This window comes from Fibrobacter sp. UWS1, assembly GCF_002300445.1.
Lineage (GTDB): Bacteria > Fibrobacterota > Fibrobacteria > Fibrobacterales > Fibrobacteraceae > Hallerella > Hallerella intestinalis.
Genome location: NZ_NSGW01000001.1, coordinates 479179 through 499925, shown reverse-complemented (window position 1 = coordinate 499925; position 20747 = coordinate 479179). Strand labels below are relative to the sequence as shown.

The 20747-nt window shown below is 49.3% G+C and carries 17 protein-coding genes; 7 read left to right on the top strand and 10 right to left on the bottom strand.

The features are described 5' to 3' along the window. Window positions 1–227: 227 nt before the first annotated feature. Window positions 228–1595: an ISL3 family transposase gene (locus BGX14_RS02050; RefSeq protein ID WP_095878915.1), complete on the top strand. Its 1368-nt coding sequence runs from the start codon at window positions 228–230 to the stop codon at window positions 1593–1595. Between the two features lie 49 nt (window positions 1596–1644). Then, window positions 1645–2181, top strand: a complete 537-nt coding sequence (locus tag BGX14_RS02045) for a ribonuclease domain-containing protein (RefSeq protein ID WP_095878914.1) — start codon at window positions 1645–1647, stop codon at window positions 2179–2181. A gap of 54 nt (window positions 2182–2235) precedes the next feature. Here BGX14_RS02045 and BGX14_RS02040 read toward each other — a convergent pair whose 3' ends face one another. From BGX14_RS02040 to BGX14_RS02030, 3 genes are all read right to left on the bottom strand, one after another. Continuing rightward, window positions 2236–4071, bottom strand: a complete 1836-nt coding sequence (locus tag BGX14_RS02040) for a glycosyl hydrolase (RefSeq protein ID WP_095878913.1) — start codon at window positions 4069–4071, stop codon at window positions 2236–2238. 354 nt (window positions 4072–4425) lie between these two features. Continuing rightward, a complete protein-coding gene (locus BGX14_RS02035; RefSeq protein ID WP_158223197.1) occupies window positions 4426–7386 on the bottom strand; it encodes a type III restriction-modification system endonuclease in 2961 nt (986 codons plus the stop codon). Window positions 7387–7397: 11 nt separating this feature from the next. Then, on the bottom strand, window positions 7398–9044 hold the full coding sequence (locus tag BGX14_RS02030) for a site-specific DNA-methyltransferase (RefSeq protein ID WP_198951132.1): 1647 nt from the start codon (window positions 9042–9044) through the stop codon (window positions 7398–7400). Window positions 9045–9263: 219 nt separating this feature from the next. Here BGX14_RS02030 and BGX14_RS15700 point away from each other — a divergent pair, with 219 nt between their 5' ends. Next, window positions 9264–9584 (top strand): hypothetical protein, encoded by a 321-nt coding sequence (locus BGX14_RS15700; RefSeq protein WP_198951131.1) that lies wholly within the window; start codon window positions 9264–9266, stop codon window positions 9582–9584. A gap of 556 nt (window positions 9585–10140) precedes the next feature. Here the strand turns inward: BGX14_RS15700 and ychF are convergent. After that, window positions 10141–11241, bottom strand: a complete 1101-nt coding sequence (gene ychF / locus BGX14_RS02025) for a redox-regulated ATPase YchF (RefSeq protein ID WP_073302250.1) — start codon at window positions 11239–11241, stop codon at window positions 10141–10143. 191 nt (window positions 11242–11432) lie between these two features. Between ychF and BGX14_RS02020 the strand changes: the two genes are divergently transcribed. Next, window positions 11433–12278, top strand: a complete 846-nt coding sequence (locus tag BGX14_RS02020) for a hypothetical protein (RefSeq protein WP_095878910.1) — start codon at window positions 11433–11435, stop codon at window positions 12276–12278. A 162-nt stretch (window positions 12279–12440) separates the two neighbouring features. On the opposite strand, the gene BGX14_RS02015 is transcribed toward BGX14_RS02020, so the two are convergent. From BGX14_RS02015 to BGX14_RS01995, 5 genes are read right to left on the bottom strand one after another with little or no spacing between them, the layout of a single operon-like run. Further along, window positions 12441–13580 carry a glycosyl hydrolase family 8 gene (locus tag BGX14_RS02015; protein ID WP_095878909.1) on the bottom strand — a complete coding sequence of 380 codons (1140 nt, stop codon included), beginning with the start codon at window positions 13578–13580 and terminating at the stop codon, window positions 12441–12443. Then, a complete protein-coding gene (locus BGX14_RS02010; protein WP_073302016.1) occupies window positions 13577–14263 on the bottom strand; it encodes an HAD family hydrolase in 687 nt (228 codons plus the stop codon). Before BGX14_RS02010 ends, BGX14_RS02015 begins: the two co-directional genes overlap by 4 nt. A 9-nt stretch (window positions 14264–14272) precedes the next feature. After that, window positions 14273–14575: a Dabb family protein gene (locus BGX14_RS02005; protein WP_073302014.1), complete on the bottom strand. Its 303-nt coding sequence runs from the start codon at window positions 14573–14575 to the stop codon at window positions 14273–14275. Continuing rightward, a complete protein-coding gene (locus BGX14_RS02000) occupies window positions 14572–15765 on the bottom strand; it encodes a glycosyltransferase (RefSeq protein ID WP_095878908.1) in 1194 nt (397 codons plus the stop codon). The genes BGX14_RS02005 and BGX14_RS02000 overlap by 4 nt, the downstream gene beginning before the upstream one ends. Next, window positions 15765–17657, bottom strand: a complete 1893-nt coding sequence (locus BGX14_RS01995) for a CHC2 zinc finger domain-containing protein (protein ID WP_095879759.1) — start codon at window positions 17655–17657, stop codon at window positions 15765–15767. The genes BGX14_RS02000 and BGX14_RS01995 overlap by 1 nt, the downstream gene beginning before the upstream one ends. Window positions 17658–17788: 131 nt before the next feature. Here BGX14_RS01995 and ruvC point away from each other — a divergent pair, with 131 nt between their 5' ends. The 3 genes from ruvC to mpaA are packed head-to-tail and all read left to right on the top strand — an operon-like array spanning window position 17789 to window position 19754. Beyond that, window positions 17789–18355, top strand: a complete 567-nt coding sequence (gene ruvC, locus BGX14_RS01990) for a crossover junction endodeoxyribonuclease RuvC (RefSeq protein WP_073302011.1) — start codon at window positions 17789–17791, stop codon at window positions 18353–18355. Then, window positions 18352–19038, top strand: coding sequence for a M15 family metallopeptidase (locus BGX14_RS01985; RefSeq protein ID WP_095878907.1), 687 nt, complete (start codon window positions 18352–18354; stop codon window positions 19036–19038). The genes ruvC and BGX14_RS01985 overlap by 4 nt, the downstream gene beginning before the upstream one ends. Before the next feature lie 8 nt (window positions 19039–19046). After that, entirely contained in the window at window positions 19047–19754 is a 708-nt protein-coding gene (gene mpaA, locus BGX14_RS01980; RefSeq protein WP_073302007.1) for a murein tripeptide amidase MpaA, read from the top strand. A gap of 111 nt (window positions 19755–19865) precedes the next feature. Here the strand turns inward: mpaA and BGX14_RS01975 are convergent, their stop codons facing one another. Next, a complete protein-coding gene (locus BGX14_RS01975) occupies window positions 19866–20678 on the bottom strand; it encodes a phosphatidylcholine/phosphatidylserine synthase (protein WP_073302005.1) in 813 nt (270 codons plus the stop codon). Window positions 20679–20747 lie beyond the last annotated feature (69 nt).

Genomic DNA, 20747 nt, shown 5'->3' with positions numbered 1-20747 from the left:
ACTGAATTCCCCTTGTGAAAAAGAAATCCACGCTTTGAAAAAAAAATTATTTGAGGGAATTTGGAGGAATATTCTATATAATTCCCTAATTTATCTAGTTTTGGTCAAAAGAATTTTCGCCCAAAGGAGTTTTGTTTTGAAAGGACAAATAAAAAAGGCTCTTCATCAACATGTGTGGGTGGCTTCGCCCCCCTTTTTTGTTGACTTTCGCCTAAATTAAACAAAAAATGGGCTATTTTCTAAAATTTAATCGCCAAAAAAAACAGAAGAAAAAGCCCATGTCAAAATTATACAAATCCATCTTCAATGTCAACGGCTGTACTGTCGTCAAGCAGGAGCAAACCGATACCACGGTCACAATCACGGTAAGACTCACCAAGGGCAACGCCAGCAGGTGCGGCTGTTGCGGGCGAAAAGGGAAACTCTACGACAACGGCCGGGAACAGAGGGTGTGGCGGACGCTCGATCTCGGCACGAAAATGGGCTTCATCAAGATGGACACCTACAGGGTGAAGTGCAGGAAGTGCGGCGTAAAAACCGTGAAGGTGCCGTGGGCAAGCCACAGGTCAGGCTTCACCGACGCCTTCGAGCAGCAGGTCGCATGGGCCGTATGCAGCATGTCGAAAAAGGCTGTCGCAAAGCAGCTACGCATCGCCTGGAATACCGTGGGAGAAATCGTCGACCGCGTATGGGAACGCCTGGACACAAGGCCTATCAAGGCAGGCTGCATCTTCAGGCGCATAGGCATCGACGAGACCAGCTACAAGAAAGGGCACAAGTACATAACGGTGGTAGTGGATCACGACAGGCGCTGCGTGATCTGGGTGCACGAGGGCTACGGGAAGGAGGTGCTGGACATCTTCATGAGGGAACTCAGCGAAGAGCAGCGCAAGGGCGTGGAGCTTGTGACTTGTGATGGCGCCAAGTGGATAAGGTCAAGCATCGAGGAGTTCCTGCCCAATGCCGAGCGGTGCGTGGACAGCTTCCATGTCGTACAGTGGGCGACGGATGCCCTGGACAAGGTCCGTGTGGAAGCCTGGAGGGAGGCCCGCAAGGAAAACCGCAATCCGAAACGGGGCCGAGGCAGGCCCACGAAGGACAGCGTCCCGAAGGACCGCACCGCGGAGGGGATAAAGAACTCCAGGTACGCTCTGGGCAAGGCTCCAGAGAACCTTAGCGAAAGCCAGCAGAGAAAAATAGAGCTCATAGCCAGCCGCTATCCGCGGCTCTACAGGGCATACCAGCTGAAGGAGGAGCTGCGCATCATCCTGAAGATGGGCTATGCCGATGCCAGGGAAAATCTGGACAGGTGGCTGTGGCGTGCAAGCCACTCACGCATCGGCTCAGTAAAGGATCTGTACGCAAAGATCAAGCGTAACTACGACGGAATCCTCAACACAATCAGGCTGGGCGTGTCAAACGCAAGGATCGAGGCGACGAACAACAAGATAAAGCTACTGATACGGACTGCCTATGGCTTCAGGAATATGAACAACATGCTGTCGCTGATAATGTTGAGCTGTGCCTATGTAGATGTAAAGATAGCCTACGAATGGGAATCGGAATCGAGAGAATCATCTAGCAAGGCAGCCTAAATGCTACCACACATATTGATGATGCCTCATAAAAAACGTCATTTGTGGAATGATTTTGTTGGGGGCGTTTTGCGCTTGCAGCTCGCCGACGGTTTCGCCGGAAGAAGATTCGCCTGTTTCCGCAAATTCTTCGAGTTCTGTTGCCGTTGTAACAAGCAGTTCTTCTGTTTTTTCCAGTTCATCCGCTTTCATTCTCAGCAGCTCTTCGGCTTCGCTCTCGGCCATTTATGAAGGCGTCGAAATTTCCGGGCTTTATACGACCAGGGATTCTGTCGCCGCTTATCTTTGCAAATTCGGCGCGCTCCCGAAAATCTATGTCGATAAGGATTCCGCACAAACGCTTTATGAATTATCGGGAAAAAGCTTTTCCAAGTGGAATTTCAATCCGTATCAGGAGTTGGGCGTGATGGTGGGCGGAGATTCTTTCGGGAATGCGGAAGGAATGCTTCCCGGTGAAAACTATCGGGAATGCGATGTCGATTATTCCGGGGAAAATCGGGGAACAAGGCGGCTCGTTTACGGCGACTCCTGCGAAATCTATTTTACCGCGGATCATTACGAAACGTTTGAACGGCTTGAGTTTTGAGGGATGCTGTCACAAGAAAGGCCGGATTCAGAATCCGGCCTTTTGAAATTTTGTTTAGCGAAGTAGAAGTTTGTGGGAGAATGTCCTGCCCTTTTCGCGGATTTGGAGAATGTAGAGTCCGCGGGAGAGCTTGGAAATGTCGAGGCTGTGCGCACCTGCGGTGAATTTGCCGGAAATTTTTTGGATGCGTTTGCCCGTGGGCGTGTAGAAGAGAACGTCCGCGCTTTCTTGCAGGGTGAAGTGCAGTCGATTCTGCCTAATGGAAATGTGGAATGTTCCCGCTTGGGAGGATGTCGGTATTTGAGTGGAAACGTTTTCCCAGCCGGGCATGGTTTCCAGTTTTAAAATGCGGTCATCGGCGAGATTCTTTTTCCAAACATCATTGGAAGTCTGGTTCAAAAATCCCGAGCCCCAGGTGTTATACCACGGCATCCAGAAAGACCAGACGGATCCATCCGTGTGCATGCTGTCCACGTCGGGAATCGGTCCGTTTTCCGTTAAGGCGAGCATTTTTTTTGCGCCGAGCTCATCCACCATTTTATTGAAGTATTTAACGTTCGAGGAATTGTCGTTGGCATTGTTGTAAATATCCACACCGATAATATCCACATATTCGTCGCCGGGGTACCATGCCGGATTGAGTGCTCCGAAGTCGTAGCCGATTGCGGGATCGCGTTCGATGTTCCAGACCCAAATCAGGTTCTTTACGCCGTTCGTGTTTGTCATGCGGTCATAGACGAGTTTGTAAAGCGCTTTGTAACATTCCGCACCGCCGACTCCCCACCAGAACCAGCCTCCGGCGGCTTCGTGGAGCGGTCGCCAGATGGCAGCCACGCCAGCTTCTTGAAGTTCTAGAAAATGGGCGGAAAGCTTATCCACGTCGGCCATCAGGAGCGCGTATTCGTCGGAAGCCGGGTTGATTTCTTGGCAAGTGGAATCTTTGAAAGCCTTGGTGTAATTGAAGCAGGTGTTTTCTGCGGAAGAAGATTGAACGCCTTCCGTGCATCCGGCATTTTTGAAACCGCTGTTTTTGGTATAGAAAACCGTGTCTTCGCCGACTTTCCAGTGCCAGGTGAATGCCGGGATGCCACCTTTTGCCCAAAGCTCTTTGGCCATGCGCACATTGTTTTCGGTATAGCCTATGAACCAGCCTTCATCGGAATGGCCGCCGGCGGCGAAGAGCATATCGAATCCGCCGAGAGCCGGGTTGTAGCCGCTCCGTTCCTTGAAAAGCCGAATGTCCTCTTGCCCGAGGAAGGTCGTCTTTTCGTCTTCAAACGAGCAGGAGTCGCTGGGAACGCATTTTTCAATCAGCTTCATGTTGCCGTAATCGTAGTTGAATGCGTTGTCGCCAATCATCATGCCCGAAACGGTTTTGCTGCCGAAGTTCTGCAAGAGGAATGCCTTGAGTTTGTAGGCGCTTTCGGTTGCGCCCGCTGTGACGGGAGAGCCGTCGATGTCGAATACGATGGCCGGGTGCATTTCCACGGAAAGATAGTCGATGTTTGTGGATCCGCCGGAAAGTTTGATTTCGTTTGTTCCCGCATTGAGCTTGGCGCTTGTTTCGAGAATGTAAGTTGTGAATGCGCTGTCTGGGGAATTGGTGAGGAAGGATCCGACGCTTTTGCCGTTGACGGAAATTTCCGTATTGAACCAATCGTATTGCTTGACCCAGATTTTTGTGGAAATATCATAAATGCCGGATTCTTCGACGGATACTTGGAAAGTGAAGCCTTGCGCTGAAACGTATTTGCCCCCGGAAACGCTTGCGCTGTCCCGAACGGTCGCTGTCGGGTTGTTTGCCGTTTGGTCTTCTGCTTCGTAGATGGTCGCTTGCGCGGTTGCCGCTGCTAACGCGAGGAGCGCGGGCAATAGCTTTGAAATTTTCATTTTAACACTCCTTTGATTTCTTTTAAAAATAATTTTTATTTGGCGGTGAAGTTTTCGTTTGGAATTCGGTTTTTTGTCAAGAAAGGCAGAATTTCAAATTCATTCCTCAAGTTTTCCGCCCCAAAGCGATAATGCCAAATAGGTTATTGCAGGTAAAAGAATGGATGGGGAAAGAGGCGGAAAAATTGCAGCGGGAGTCGGATAGGGTTCGAATCCATTTCGGGCTCCACTAAAAATTTGATTCATTTTGAATGCACTTCGTGGCTGGGGCAAGGAATTTGGTAACGGAAATTGTCGATGGCATTGAAGGGGGTAGGAACACTGCGCACTTTCAATAGCTCTAATGCCTTGAATCTAAAGACTGCTGATGATTTCTTCCAGTTCTTTGTCCTTGAGTTGCTTTTCGAAGTGTACTTTGACTCCCTCGGACTCCATGTTCTTGAAGAACACCTTGGCGGATTCTATTTTCAGTTTTTCGCCGCCTCGCAAATCCTTGTCGGCGTCTTCGACATCCTTGCATTCCACAATCAGGTTCAGTTCATTCTTGCCCTTTCGGCGAATGATGTATATAAAGTCCGGGCTGTAGGTTTCGCCGAGAATGGTCGGAATGCGGATGGTGCTCTTGGGAATCTTTCCATAAACTTCCACGCCTTCGATACCGTTCAGGATGTCGGATTTTTCCAGCGGCGAATCGTAGGCGATGCTGTCGTAAAGGTACTTGTCAGGCACCTTGCCGCTGTCCCCGAATTTGCCCACGAGTCCCTGCGATATGAACTTTTCCGCATTTCCTTTTTCGTCGTTGAGCCAAGTCTTTTTAATTCGGGTGCGGCTCACTTTCTGGTAGCAGAACCGTCCCTTCAAATGTTCGATTTTCCAGTTGTGAATTTTCTGGCATACGTTAAGAAGCGTACGTTCGTTGAACATCACCTTCCCGCCCTTGTTTGCAAAATCGCACAGGGCCTTGTGCATCAGCGTTACGGGCACGGATTCCTTGGACTGGACGCGTTGCAGGAATTTTCCGTAAGCAATCGGGCGTTCCACTTCGTAATTGTCGCCACAGGCGTCCTGCACACTCGCTACGCCATTTTCAAACGAAACGACATTGCGCACGCTTTTAGAGATTGTCTTCTGGAAAAGCGACTGGTCCATCAAACCCGGCAAAGCCTGTTCCAGTTCCGCATTCAGGCTTTCATCAAAAGTCAAGAGATAGTGTTCGTTCATCTTGAGCCAGAGTTTTTTCAACGCCGCGTATTTTTCGCTGCGAATGCCGATGCGTTCGCCTTTGGTTTTCTTGTTGCGGTCGATAATGCGGCGTTCCGCATCGCCTCTGCGATAAAGTTCAGGATATTCCGCTTCGAAGGCTTCCGCATTCTCCGAGACAATCGGATAGCCGGGCATATCGATTTTGCGAATCTTGATAAACTTCTTTCCAAACAATTCGGCAAGCAAATCTTCAGCCTCTTGGCCGCACTTCTTGGCAAACGCTTCAAGCTGCTCATCGGTCAGATACAACTGTTCTGCTCGTTCGCCATTGATTTCATCCACAAGTTTTTGAGCAAATTCCTTTTCGGAGTAATCGACGATGTAATTGAGTACAAAGTTTTCGCCGGTCACGCGCTTTCCGTATTCGTTCACGGGAAGTCTAAGACCGCGACCGACTTCCTGCAACTTGCTGATTTCGCTACCACTGCTGCGGAGTTTTGCGATGGTAAAAACATTGGGGTTGTCCCAGCCTTCCTTAAGCGTCCATTTGGAAAATATAAAGCGGCGCGGATTATCAAAGGAAAGTAGCGATTTCTTGTCGTGCAGAATTTCCGTCACTTCCTGGGCAACGGCCTCATCTGAGCTTTCGTTATCCTTTGCAAAATATCCGCCGTGAGTTTTCGAAATGTCCTCCAGCGACTTTTCCAGATACGCCCTGTAATCATCGCCATCTTGCAACGACTCTATTTTCTGCTTGATTTCTCGTTTCAGTATTTTCTCAAAAGAGATTCGCAGGTATTCGGATTTTTCATCCCAATCGTGACGGTAAGCCGAAATATCATCTATAAAGAACAGGGCAAGCGTCTTTATCCTGTCTTCGCGTTTGAAATTTTCTTGCTCCGTTTCCAAATGTCGGCGAATTGCCATCGTGAGCATGGCTTCTTGGTAAGCGGTCGCATACATATCGGGCGTAAGGGAATCGCCTTCTTTCAGAACAACTCCGTTGCTTAAACGCACTATCCCCTTCTCAAAATCTTCGACGGCAAGATTCCCGAAATTCTCGTGGATGTTGGAAAGAGGAATGTTTGACGCCAAAGACTTTTGATGCTTTTTGCCAAGTGCATCTGTCCAACTAAATTTCACTTCTTCATTTTTCGAATCAATTTCTGTTGCTTTGATTTTAACATTTTCGGCATCTTTCAGCGGATCGATATGTTCCTTGGCGATTCCCTTAATCAGATTTTGGTGAAACGACTCGTATGCATCCAAATTATAGACAAGATTCTTATAATCCTTGACGGTTTTCTTGTTCTTGCCGCGACCTTCGCTCTTTTCGGGATAAGTCGCGCCGAAGCGGATAAGCATTTGCGGGCAAAGTTTGTTCATGATTGCAGCCATCGCCTTGTTTTCGGAGGCAAAGCGGTGCGGTTCGTCAATAATGACCACAGGGCGAGTCGCCTTTAGCGCATCGAGAGGGCAATAGAAGTTGTCAATGCCGTAATCAAAATCGTCCTTCGCATAGTTCGAATTGGTAAGCAATTGGCTATTCAGCAAGAGGACGGAAATATATTTATCGGAATCGCCCGGGTTTTGGTAGAAATTCGAAACCGCCGAAGGGAAATTCTTTTTCTTGTTCTTGGATTTTTGTTCCGTTCCTTCAAACAAACGGATTTCCGACTTGTAATCGCAGGTATTTTCAAAATGTTTCTTGACATCGGGATCGTTTAAAAAACTGGATGCGCCCGCCTTGATGGATTTGCCCGGGACAACAAGGATAAATTTCGACACGCCCAGTTGCCTGTGCAATTCGTGAATAGTCTCCGTATAGACGTAGGTCTTGCCCGTTCCGGTTTCCATTTTGACATCGATGTAAAGACAAGGCTTTTCGGCAATCCCGAAGGGTTCCGTTGCCGAAACAAAACTTTTCATGTCTGCAGAGAAATTCGTTTGCAATGCGGACAATGCCTGCTTGATTTTTTCGTCGTTCGGATAAAGATTTCTATTGGCGGCGTAATTTAAGGACTTTTTCGTTTGCAGCGTCTCCGTCACGTTCAAGATGCTGTCAATGGCTGCCCGTTGGTGGGGCAAATCTTTTTCGAATTGCAATTCCATGGCGGCCCCCATTAGTAACGGATTTCAAGGTTGATGTCGATACCTTCGACACTCTTGATGTTGCCTTTCAGAGTTTCTAGGGCGGTAATTCCGAAACTGTAGCCGAACACCACGATGTGCTTGGGCTTAAATTCCTTGTCTTCGTCGTACTTCTTGAACAGGGCTTTCATGTGCTTGGATCCGATATCCTTGTCAATCAGGTAGAGGTAATCTTTTACCTTGTAAGCGGTATAGCCATCAAGATCGATTGTTTCGACAGATGCATTGAATGTATGTCCGTCATCGACCATCCATGTGGCGAGAACGGTTTTGCTTCCGAAAGCCTTGAGAATGTTGTCTGCGCCGAAGTTCGGGTTGGGCACGAATTTTTCCAGCGCGTCCAAAGTTTTTTCCTTGGGCTTTTCGATGCTGTAATGCTTGAAGCCGAAATCGCATTTCGCATCGGGATGTTCGCTCTGGATTTTTGCTGCGGCACGGCGTATGCGCTCCATGCCGATTTGGTCAAGGGTGTGGGGTTTGTTGATGGAATCGAGGAACTTGATGGCATTCTTCGTTGTTTCGCTGGGTTTTGTTACGGCATCCAAATTTTCTGGAAGTTGCACTGCAATAAACTTCCTTCTTCCTTCATTTTCTGAAGCGTTTAATTGTAAAATTGAATGAGCTGTTGTTCCACTTCCAGAGAAAAAATCCATAATGACATCATTTTTCTCCGTTGAAAAATTCAAAATTCGTGCAATCACATTTAATGGTTTTGGATTATCGAACACCTTCTTCCCATCAAATAAATCTGCTACCATTTTAGTCGAAGCTCTATTGTCTTCATAAATGATGGATTTAAGAGCATCTGTTGCCGTTTCAATTCGTTGCTTTATGTGAGGTTGAGTGCTATGATCTTTGCCCCATTCTACTTGCCCAGCATTTGCATAATTCCAAAAAGTTGTTTCCGGCCAACGCCACCCATTAGCTGGTATTGGGCAATTTCTTCCAGTGACTGGGTGAGGAATATCAAACATATATCCACCCGGATGAGGGTTAGAAGAATTAGTCGAACTGCTGTATACACCATTTTCATCAACATTATTGTAGTGTGCAACGGATTTTAATCCCAAATCAAGTTTATTGTCCTTTATCCATTTTCTCAACTTTTCCTGTATTTTTTCTAAATCAGTTTCACGCTCTTTTATCTTTTCATACTGTTCCTTAATTTTCTTTGCCGCTTCACTTTTTAATATCCAATTTTTCACCAAATCTTTATTTCTTGCAAAACACAACATGTATTCGTGTTCTGTACAAATTTGTCTTGGATTGTTATCCGTTGCTGTTTGAATAATCAACTGACCGCAAAAATTCTCCTCCCCAAATATTTCATCACACAAGATTTTCAAATTCGCTTGTTCGTTGTCGTCGATGCTGATGAAAATCACGCCATCATCCTTGAGCAAATCGCGAGCGAGTTTCAGACGCGGATACATGAACGTGAGCCACGCCGCATGGGACCGCGAACCGCGTTTTTTCATCTTCAAAATTTTTTGTGCGCGCTCGGGTTCGTCAATGCCCAACTTTTCTTGCAAATCCTTTTCGCTAAAATCGAAGCTGTCGTTATAGACAAAATCATCGGAGCCGGTGTTGTAGGGCGGGTCGATGTAAATACATTTCACCTGTCCTTCGTAGGAGCGGCGCAAGTGCTTGAGGACTTCCAAGTTGTCGCCTGAAAGGTAAAGGTTTTCGCTGTCCTTGTTTTCGTTCTTCCTGTTGTTTTCTTCGTCGGGGACAATCACCGTCTCGGTGTCGAGTGCGTAAAGCAGCCGGGCGTAATCCTTGCCTAGAAAATTGAATGTCTCGCGTTCTTCGACCACCAGGTGTTTGTCACCCACGGCATGTTCCGCCCAATAACGGATGGCATCGGCATCTACCGTTCCCTCTTTTCCGAAGGCGTTCGGAATCAGCGCTTTCAATTTTTGGAGAAGATCGTTGTTTGGGTTCACCTTCTCGTTCTTTTGTATGATGTCGCGTATCATCGGGCGGTTCCTTATCGTTGCGAGTTCCGCCCTGCGTGCGTTCCGTCCACTAAAAAAGGCGTGGAGTTGAATGCAATTATTGTACTTCGAGGCTCTAGCAAAGCCTTGTTTACCAATACCGCAAACAACCCACGCCCCAATCGGGACGTGAGCAGTCTGCCCTATTCTCGTAAACGGTGAAACTGCTAGATTTCGAAGTAGAGATTAGAGCAAATACTCAATAAAACGGGCGCTCCGCACTTTTCGGTACGGGGCTATGTCGTGGGGAAAATTAGAAAAATGCGGAGCTGATTGCCGGGAATTGGAAAGTATGCCGACAAAACTCGCAAGATTATTGTGTTGTAACCTTCCTAGGACGGCGAACGAGATTTTCCCGTTTCGCGCCCAAGTGCGGGGAGACAAACGTAGTTTCCACGAATGCCGAAACATGGAGGAAAAATGAAAAAAGTGAACAGCGTCCTTTGTCTCGCCGAAATCAACTGGCTTGGAAATTCGATGGCGGCGCATTACAAAAACGCCGATCCGACCCCTAATCACTCAAAGTCCTTAAAAACCTGATTCTCTCGCGGATATGTCTCCAAAGGCCTGTATTGCCTGACGGCTTCTTTTTTCTAGAAAGCGTTCAAGTACAGGGTTTTCGCTAAGGAGAACAACGTCCTTTTTGATAAAAACATCGGCTCTTCTCGGATGGTTGAGGGGTCGTTTTAACTTCCCACTAGCAACGTAGCCGCAATCCTTACACGTTGAACAGATAGAACATAATGTCGCCGTCTTTAACGACATAGTCCTTGCCTTCCGTCCGGACGACGCCGGCTTCCTTGGCGGCATTCCAGGAACCGTGCTTCCGGAAATCTTCAAAGGCGAGGGTCTCGGCGCGGATGAATCCCTTTTCAAAATCGGAGTGGATGACGCCGGCGCATTGTGGAGCTTTGGCTCCCTTTTCAAAAGTCCACGCGCGGCATTCCTTTTCGCCGGCGGTAAAGAATGTCTGGAGCCCGAGAATCCGGTAGCCTTCGCGCACAACGGAATCGAGTCCGGATTCTTTCATGCCGAGTTCTTTGAGGAATTCTTCTTTGTCCGCGGCTTCCATTTTGGAAAGCTCCTCTTCGATTTTTCCGCTGATGACAACGACGGAAGTGCCCTGCTTCGCGGCAAATTCTTTCAGGCTTTTGACGTATTGGTTTTCGGTGCCGATTTCATCTTCGCGGATATTGGCGCAGTAGAAGAGTGGCTTGGCGGTAAGGAGGGCGAGGTCCTGCACTATCGCATCGAGGGCGTCTCCGTTTTTGCCGACAAATTCCCGTGCGCTTTTGCCTTCTTCGAGTCCTTTTTTCAGAATGCTACAGGCTTCGGCGTTTTCCTTGGCTTTGGCATTTCCCGTGCGAGCGGTTTTATTTTCGTTCGCCAGACGCTTTTCCACCGATTCCAGGTCTTTTAAAATCAGTTCGGTTTCAATGATGTCGATGTCCCGGACTGGATCAACGGAACCGAGAACGTGGGTGATGTCCTCGTCGTCAAAGCAGCGGACGACTTCCATAATGGCGTTGCATTCCCGAATGTGCGTCAGGAACTGGTTGCCAAGGCCTTCGCCTTTGCTGGCTCCTTTGACAAGTCCTGCGATATCGACAAATTCCGTGACGGCAGGGACGATGGATTTGGGGTGGTAAACGCTGACGAGTTCATTGAGGCGCCCGTCAGGAACGCTGACCATGCCGACGTTGGGTTCAATGGTGCAAAATGGGTAGTTGGCGGCTTCGGCGCCTGCATTTGTAATCGCATTGAAAATCGTACTTTTGCCGACGTTGGGAAGACCGACGATGCCGCATTTGAGACTCATGTTGAACTCCTTTTGAAACGCGTCCAAATCTAACAATTTTTTGGGCAAGCGGCGTTCGTTCAAAAAATGAGATGCTTCGAATTCCCGAAATAGGCAGTCGTGGCGATTCGGCTGCGCTGTTAATAAAAAATCCTCGTGCAAAAATGCCAGGCCGGTTTCATTCCTAAAGCATTTTTTAGTAAGTTGTGTTTATGCGTTGGATTTCATGGTTTCGATTTTCTGTGGCGTTGGGCGTTTGGGTTTTAGGGGCGTGCGCCGGGAATGGGCAATCGTCGGGAGCAAAGGATTCTCCGGGGGATTTCGGGTGCGAGGATTGCGGCGAGCAAGGGGAAATGGAATTGGAAATTTTTGACGAGCGGAAGTTTGTGGAGATGCACCCCAAAATCACGGAAGCTTTTCGGACCGTGTCGACGGTTGGCAGTTTTCCGACGCAGAAAGTTTTTGCCATGTGTCCCGAAGGAAGTAAAATTTGCCATAGTTTCAGCGACGACGCGGTGGATTTTGATTTGGCGCATTTTGAAGATTCCCTTTTGGCGGGCCGCTTTCCGGAGGCGAAGCGCGAACAGATGCTGGAAGGTTTAAGAATTCCCGAAGAAGATTCCCTGTGGATTCGGGAGGCGTTGCGGAAAATTCTTTCGACGGCTTTGGTCGATGGCAAATCGCTTTTGGATACGGCCTTTTGGAAATCCCGAACGGACGATTCCGAAATTTATTCGCGTTTTGAACGGGAAATCCCGCGGGAAATTCGGCGGGAACTGGCCGCGGTGTCGAAGCGTTACAATGTGCGCTATTTGACCATTCCCGTTTTTGTCCGGGTTGAAATTTTACCGAAACTGGGGAAGAGCGGCGGCTTTCGCTGGATGTCCCTGTGGACTCTTTGGGATGCGCGCTTGGGAAATCTACTGTTTTTAAGTTATGAAGAATTTGGTGCCAAAACCAAGAGCCGGATTGCTCCGGAGCGTCATTGGGCGAAGCCTTTTGCAGAACGATTGGGAAAAGACATTCTTTTAGATCCGCAGAAGATTGAAAATCATTAGGCTCCTGTGTTCAAACTAAAATTCCATTTCCGGCTTATGGGGCGAGCATCCCCGAAGCAAGTTGGTGGCTAGTGCCCTTCGACTAGTTCGGCAAGCGGTTGGAAGTTGGAAGTTGGAACTAATAACAGATAACAGATAACAGATAACTGATAACAGATAAGGTTAGCGTTCTGTAAGCGCAAGAAAACCGAGCAGATAGAGCATGCCGTCGTAATAGCGCCAGGTGCCTGTAGGAACGGGGGCGTTCCAGAAAGCGTTCAGAAAATAGGCGGCGAGTTCTTTGTCTTGTAAAAGGGAAAAATCGAGCGCGCCGGTGGCAGCTGCGTTCATGGCGATAAGTCCGGTTGTGATGGGACGGGAATTCTCGCAGGGAATGCCGTTTAAGCGGTAGTCGGCGCGTGGATTTTTTTGCGACTTGAAAAAACGGAGCATCTTTCGGATCGTTTCTTGGGCAAAATTTTTGGCGAGCAGATGTTCCTTTTCGCAAATGCCGGGAATTTCCCAGTTGGCGTCTAAAGCCAGGTTGTAGGCGACGCGCCAGGCGTCCCCGCTAAAACAATCGCTGTGAGGCGAGAACGCTGTGGATTTGGGTGAACCGTCAAATTCAGCGTAGTCCGGAAAAAGTCCCGTGTCCGGATGGGCTGCGCATTTCAAAAAGGCGACGCTTTGCTTGTAAACGGATTCCCAGAAAGTATCCTTGGTTTCTGCAGCAAAGAGGCGGTAAAAGGCGAGGGTGTGGTAACTCGGGTCGGTAAAATCGTTGCCCTCCACGGGAGAAAATCGGACGAGAAAATTTTCCGGGTCGAACATGGCGCGCACTTTTCCTGCGGGCTTTTTATGCGCCATCGCGTGGAGAAGTTTCAATGCTTCGTCTCGGTATGCGTTGTTTCCGAATCGGCGAGCCGCCAACAGAAGTGCCGCTGCAAAATATTCTTCGCCATCCGGGGCGGATCCTGCATCCATTTTGAAAAATTGCCTCTGACGTTTTTTGTCGAATCCGACTTGCCATGCAAAATAGGGAGCGTCATCGGTTTCTGCATTTTGCAGATACGTTTTTGAAAATTCCCAAAGGGCTTGGAAAAGTTCCAGAAGGCCGAGTTTGGCGGCGATATACATCCCGTAACTCATTCCCTCGCTTCGGATGTCCGAATGCCCGATGTCGATAATGCATTTGTACTGCTGAAAGTCGAAGCAGATTTTTTCGCTGGAGTCGTTTCCTTCAAAAAGACTGTGGAATGCGCTCTGGATTTTTTGCTGCACTTCGGCGGCGGATTTGCCGATGAGTTGAAACGGATTGTTCATTTGGAAATGTCGCGTTTGCTTGCCCGAAAAAATTCATCGAAAATGGAAAGCAGGGAAGAGCCGTTTTGGAATAGCTTCGTCTGCATTCCGATGGCGGTTGCTCCACGGATGTCACGGTTCGGATCGTCGCCGACGAACAGGGTGTTGGCGGGGTTGGTTCCAAGGCGTTCCAGTGCGATCTGGAAAATTTCGGGCTCGGGTTTTTTGTGGTGGACTTCGCTGGAAATCACGACGGCGTCGAGCATTTTGAGAAGTCCGTGCTTGCGCAAAACTTTACGGACGTGGGGCCCGTGCTCAAAATTGGAAACGATGCCGATGCGGACTTGCTGCCGTTGCAGTGCCTGTAAAAGGGGAATCGCTTGCGGGTGAAGCGGAACCATTCGCTGCCAGCGGTTCATGGAAGTGGCTGCGGTGTGCTTAATCCAGTTTACATCCGGAGAAATTCCAAAGTGTTCGGCGAGAATTTTCAGGCGCGATTCATAAAGGGTGAAACCCTCTTTTTCGGGGATGTCTTCGGCAAAAAAATGCTTGCACTGCTTGGAAACTTGGGAAACGGAAACCGATATTCCCAGATTTTTCAGTGCGCGTGTCAGATCTTCGTGCCAAAAGCCGAAAGCCCGGGACATATTGCCGTAGGTGAAAAGCGTCCCGTAAAGGTCAAAAAGAACACCGGAAATTTCCATTGGAACAAATCAGATTTCGTAGTCGATGACGCAGCGCTCGCTGGAAACTTTGCCGATGAATTGCTTGATGGCGACGTGGGCGGGAAAGTCCTGGTAAAAATCCAGGTCCGCTTTGGTGGGGAATGCCGTCACGAGACCGACATCCCAGGCTGCGGGGCTGCGGTTGAAGTCGATTCCGGATTCGATCGAAAGAAGCCCCGGAACTTTGCCTTCCAGCGTTTTGAATCGGGCGACGATTTCTTGGGCATTTTGTTCGGCGGTTTTGCCTTCGGCTTCGGGTTTCAATTTCCAAAGAACAATGTGTTTGATCATAATCTGTCCTTGATGATTTTTTGATACAGGGCGAATTGCCTTTCAAAGCAGCTTTGCCAGCTGAATTTTTTGGCGTAGTCCGTCGCCTTGCTTTTCAAATTGGCGATTCCCATCTGGGAAATTTTTAGGATGGCGTTTGCCAAAGCCTGCGGCGTTCGCTCTTCGAGAATGATGCCGGCTCCGGAATTTTTCAAATGTTCCGCAGCGGCTCCGGTGGATGCGGCCACGAGCGCATTGCCGCAAGCCATGCTTTCCAAAATGGAAAGTCCAAAAGTTTCCCATCCGGAAAGGGCGAGTCCCAAATCCACGCTGGCATAGTGGCGCGCCATTTCGGCGGCGTCTTGGATGAATCCTTCGTAACGAATATGCTTGTAAGTTTCGGCTGCTTTTTGAACTCTCGGCAAATCCGGTCCTGTGCCGGCAAAAAGTACGGCGGGTTCATGTCCCAGTTTTTCGCATAAAATCGGATAGGCGTCCAAAAACAGGCGCAGTCCTTTTTCGTCGCAAAAACGGTGCGGAAAAAAAATCGTCAGACGTTCAGGGTTGCCGACCTTGATTTCATTCACCAGTTTTTCGTCTGCGGCTTCGGGGCGGAAAGTCTGCAAATCCACGCCGAGGGGAATCCATTCGAGCCGGTTTTCGGCAAAGCCGTGGCGTTGCATGCGTTCCATGACTTCGTGGCAGCTCGCTTCCAAAACGGCGTAATCTTTGAAACTGGAGCGGGCGTAAGCAAAGGCGGCGTTTTCGCCGAATTGGGCAAGGCGTTTGAATCCCCATTTTTCAAAAAAGCGCCGGACGTAGGTCACGGGAAAATCCGCATGCCAAAATGCCGTGAGAACAGGTCGCTTCGCCATGTTCTTGGAGGCTTTGGAAACCGCCTTGGGAAGAATATACGGCGATCCGACTTCCACGATGTCGGGCTGGTATTTTTTGAGGGCGACTTGGATGTCGGCGTTTTTCCACAGAAATCGGTACTCCCAGTTTCCGGGAAAACGAAATGCCTTCGTGTGTTCAATAATCAGCGAATCGGAAACTTTTTCGGTGAAAGTCCTTCCATCGTTTTGCACAAAGACGAGCAGCGCATCGGTCTTGTCCTTGTAAAACTTCATGCGCTCCAGATGATAGCGGCGGACGCCGCCGCCAGAGGGACTCCAGAAATTATTGTAATCGACGATGACCAGGCGGCTCATTATTTCTCTTTCATGCGGTAGGATTTGTCCGAGAAGAGCAGGTTCGCTTCATATAGCAGGGAACCGGAATTTTTGAGATTTACGGTAAGCCAAAGGGCGCCGTCTTCTTTGCGCTCTAGCCAGAATGTCGCATCGGCATCGCGAAGGAAGGGTCGCGGACCTAAAATGTGATCGCCGTCTTTGATGACGGAGCCGCTGACAAAAACGGGAATGTCAAGAGTCTTGTAAAAGTCGAGGATGGCCGAAGAACGCCGTTCGTTCAAATCGGGAATGTCGCTCCGGTCCGAAATGCGCAGGTGGTCTATCCCATCTACAATCAAAATGAGATTCGGGTGCTCGGCGATTTCAGCTTGCAGTTCTTTCAAGAAGGATTCGTATTGGAATGTCTCCCTGTCTTCCCAGATTTCCAGACGGTCGGTTTTTACATAGTTGATAAGTTCTTGCGTGGCAACGTGAATTTGCTTGTTGATTTCGTCGTCTTTGCTGAGTTTATGCACGTCTGCTTCCGAAACGCCGGCGAGCATAGCGATAAAGCGATTCAATGCTGCACGGCGAGGGCTGTCGAGAGCCACGTAAATCACTTTTGCGTCGGGATTTCCTTCGATGAGGTCCAATGTGAACGAAGAGAGCGCGTGGCTTTTGAATCCGTAGGGGTCGGATGTCAGAAAATAGTAGCCGGGCTGGATGCCGTCGAGCGCATGGGTCAAAGCCGGGAAATTTTGTAGCCGATGGCCGACGTCCGAATCCGCATTGCGGCTGATTGCCGAATTGAAATTTTCTTTGATGTCTTGCAACAGGACGGATTTCCGGTGCGTTTGCATGGTGTCTTCCGCTGTTTCGCGGATTCTGTCCATAAAGGCTTCGGCTCCATCGGAACGGATAAGCGATTCGGCGGTTTCCCCTGCCGGAAGGACGATGGATTTGAATCGGATGCCTTCGGATTCGGCGAGTTCCAGGCATTTGCGGATGTGCTGTTCCTGGCTTCTTCGGTTGGCTTCTTTGCGGAGAACCAGCGATATGCTTTCGGCTCCGCAGGATTTCAGCTTGTAGAGATGGCTGCGGTTGAACGGCTGGTACATCGTTGAAACCATACCGGGAATTCCGGCCAGGTCGGCGGTCAAAACATCAAAAAGTCCTTCGACGATGATCGGCGATTCCATATCTTGCTGGATGTTGAACGGAATATCCAACGGCCCGGACGCATAGGAAATGTAAACGTCTTCGTTGCAATTTGGCGAGCAGTTGTCCAAAAGCCGTCCATAAACGGAATGGATGACGCCTTTGGAATTGCGGGCGGGAATCGTGAGGCGCGGTTCGTGGGATATGTCCAAGTTGTCCAGGTAAAAACTGATTTCATGGCGCTTGAGTCCGCAGAGGAGTCCGTAGCTGAAGAACGGTTCCGGATCGCCGCTGTAATAACCGATGCCATAAAGTTTGGACTGATCCAAAGTCCAGTTTCTTTCTTTCAAAAATTCGGCGGTGGTTTCGCTCTTGGTCGCGGCCCAATAGCAGTAACGTACAAAGCTTTCCAGGACGCGGACTTTGGCTCCTCCGATTTCTTGAATATGCGCGGCTTCGTCCTCTTCTTGGATTTTTAATTCATTTTCGGAGGCTCCCCAAAAGTCGAGTGCTTCTTTGCGGGCTGCATTTTCGTCAAGTCCGTTGAAGCGGCTGCGCATCAAAAATTCAACCAGATCGCCATCGGCCCCGCAATGGACGCAGTGATAACGCCAGTAGCCTAGGGAATCGTAAAAAAAGAGCGTCGATTCCTCGGGAGCGTGAAAAGGGCATTGGGATGCCAGATTGCGCCCCCAACGGGTCAGGGGAACTCCCAGGCGTCGCGGGTGGGTTTTTACACGGGAAAGTCCGATGATGTCTTCTTCGATGAGCATAAGCACCTCGATTTCCAACATAGAAATTTTACAGGTAGCTTGTTGGAAAGAAGGGAAAGAGAACTTAAAAATCGGCCTGTTCGCAGAAGCTCGCCGGCTTTTTCCCTTTTCAAAAGTTACATTTTTCCCGTATGGTTTTTCTCGGTGTGGATCCCGGTTCCTACACTTCCGGGTATGCGTTTCTCGATAAGGGCGCGGACGATTCGATTCGTGTGCTGGAATACGGAGCGATTTCCGCAAAATCCCGGGATTCTTTTGCTGACAGGCTGGTGAAAATCGTCGGCGATTTGGAAAAACGGGTGAAGGAGTACAACCCGTCGGTCTTGATCATGGAAAGCGCCTTTTTTGCGAAGAACGTTCACAGCGCGATGATTCTCGGCCATGTCCGAGGGGCGATTCTGGTCATGTGTCGTCGTCTGGGCATGGAATTTTTTGAATACAGCCCGCGATCCGTCAAGTTGGCGGTGACGGGAGACGGTGCGTCGTCCAAAGAAAAAGTGGCGGCTATGGTGACGTCTCGATTGGGCATTTGCCAAGGGAAAATCAAGCTGGATGCGACCGATGCGCTTGCCGTCGCCAGCGCCCATCTCTTTTTGCAAAAGGGAACGGTGCTGCATTCTCCCCGCAAATCGACGTCGCAAAAAAGCAAGCAGCTGCGGGAATTGATTGTGAAAATGGGAGGCAAGTTGCCCGAATGACAGAACTTTCAGCGTTTGGTTTGGAGGAAGAAGGTTTGGTGTTTGTTCCGGAAACGGAGTATCGTGTGCAGCAAAGCGTTTTGAAGCCTTTGCAGGCTTTGTCGGCGTCGGCTCTTGCGTCGGGTTTTTCCCTGCGTATCGAGAGCGCTTACCGTTCTTTTGATCGCCAGCTCTCCATTTGGAATCGCAAGGCGACAGGGAAGCTGAAATTGCTTGATAAGAACGGCGTTCCTTTTCGGGAATTGCCGCGTGATGAAGAAACGTTGATGCGTTCGATTCTTTTTTGGTCGGCGCTTCCCGGCACATCCCGGCACCATTTTGGAACGGAAATCGATGTCGTCGATGGCGCAAGCGTTCCGCCGGGATACCAGGTGGAATTGACCGAAGAAGAATGCGATTCTCTGTTCGCCAAATTTCACGCATGGCTTTCTCGGGAAATCGAAGGCGGCTCTTCGTTTGGTTTTGAAAGGGTCTTTGTTCCCGGTCGCGGAAAAATTCAGCCCGAGCGTTGGCATTTGTCCCATCGGCCTTCGGCTTGCGAGCTGGAACGGCTTTTTCGCCCGCAGGAATTGCGCAGGATCTATGAAAAATCGGATATCGAATTGAAAAGCGCTATTTTGGATAATTTTGACGAGCTGATGCGGGATTATGTCTTTCCTTATTTTGAAACGTCGCCTATTTGAGTGTTGATATGTTTGCTTCTGTTTTTCGCAGCCCGGTCGAACAGGGGATTTTCCCGTTTCCATTGGAGGAATACGGACGTTCTTTTGAAGGGACTCCTCTGCGTTTTTTGCCCGCCGCCAAGGAATCTCGCTTGCTCATTTTTGCGGCCATCCATGGCGAAGAGACCGAAACGACATTTTTGCTTTCCCGGGCTTTGCGGATGCTCCGAAACTCGCCTCCCTATGTGGCTTGCGTTCTTTCGGCAAATCCCGACGGGGCGTTGCGGGGGACGCGGGCGAATGCGCGCGGCGTGGATCTCAATCGGAATTTTCCAACCCAAAATTGGCAAAAAGGCGTGGCTCTTTCGCGGCTTCTTTTGGAATCTCCCCGAATCACCGAACTGTCTTGCGGGGAATTTGCGGGGAGCGAACCGGAAACGCAGGCGCTGATTCGGCTAATCCGCTCTCTTTCCGTGAAAAAAGCGGTCGCTCTCCATTCCCCTTTCGGAATAATCGATTCAGAAACGCAAACGGAACTTTCTCAAAAAATGGAAGCTGTTTTCCGTCAGCCTTGGCAAAGCGGCGTGGGGTATCCGACACCGGGAAGTTTTGGTTCGTTTGCGAGGGAAAAGGGAATGGACTGCGTCACTGTGGAACTTCCCCGGGAATCTCCGGAAAAGCTCGTCTCCCTTTTTGCGGAACCGTTGGCAGAATTTTTGCAGTCCTATACAGGATGATTTTTTGTCTTTCCTTCGACTAGTTCGACAAGCGGTCACGGCCCTTCGACAGGCCGAAGCACGGTTGCTGAGCTTGTCGAAGTATTCACCTAAGCGATTTTTAGAAGAGGCCTAAAGAGATTCTTTGTTGGCTTCGGCTTCGGAAAGGATGGAGGCGCGTTTGGCAAAACCGATGGCAAAACCGATAACGATATAGCTTCCGCAAAGGAGCAGGAGATAGGAAAGAATCAGGTTTTGAAGTCCCGTGTCCGAGGTGATGAAGAAAAAGCCACAAAGGTAGGTGATAACGACCAGAATAATCTGGACTGCGGCAAGGAACTTGTTTTTCAACGGATGGAGCTTTGGCAGAAAACAGGGGCTGACCATCATCAGGCCGGTAACGAGCATGACGACCACCGGAACAATCAAAAGCTTTGTGTTGCTCGGAGAGAACAGATTGTGGAGCGTCAGATAGCTCAAAAGGATGACATTGATGGCTCCCGCAAAAGTGCTGGGCAGGCCTGAAAAATAATTCTTGTAGGAATCGCAATCCATCGCGTTGTATTTGGCAAGCCGCATCGCCGCGCAAAGAACGTAAATGGCGAAAACCATAATGACTAGCACCAGATTCTTGTCCAGCCATTCCGGAGCGTTTGCCTTGTAACTGAAAAATAGGCAGAATGCGGGGGCAAGGCCAAAGCCGACCAGATCCCCTAGGCTGTCGAACTGGGCGCCGAACTCGGAACTGGCATTGACCAGTCGGGCGGCAAATCCATCGAGTTTGTCGCATAGAACGGACAAAAGGACAAAATAGGCAGCCATACGGAACGGGTCCAGGGCGGAATAGCCGGCGAACATTCCTGCGGACCAGCAAATAGAAAAAACTCCCAGCAAAAAGTTCATGCTGGTGAATGCGTTCGGCAGGATAAATTTCGCTCTTTTCATTGTAAAGTCTCCAAAACGTGGCTACAATCTAATAAAAAAAGCCCGTAAACGAACGCGCTTTTTTTATTT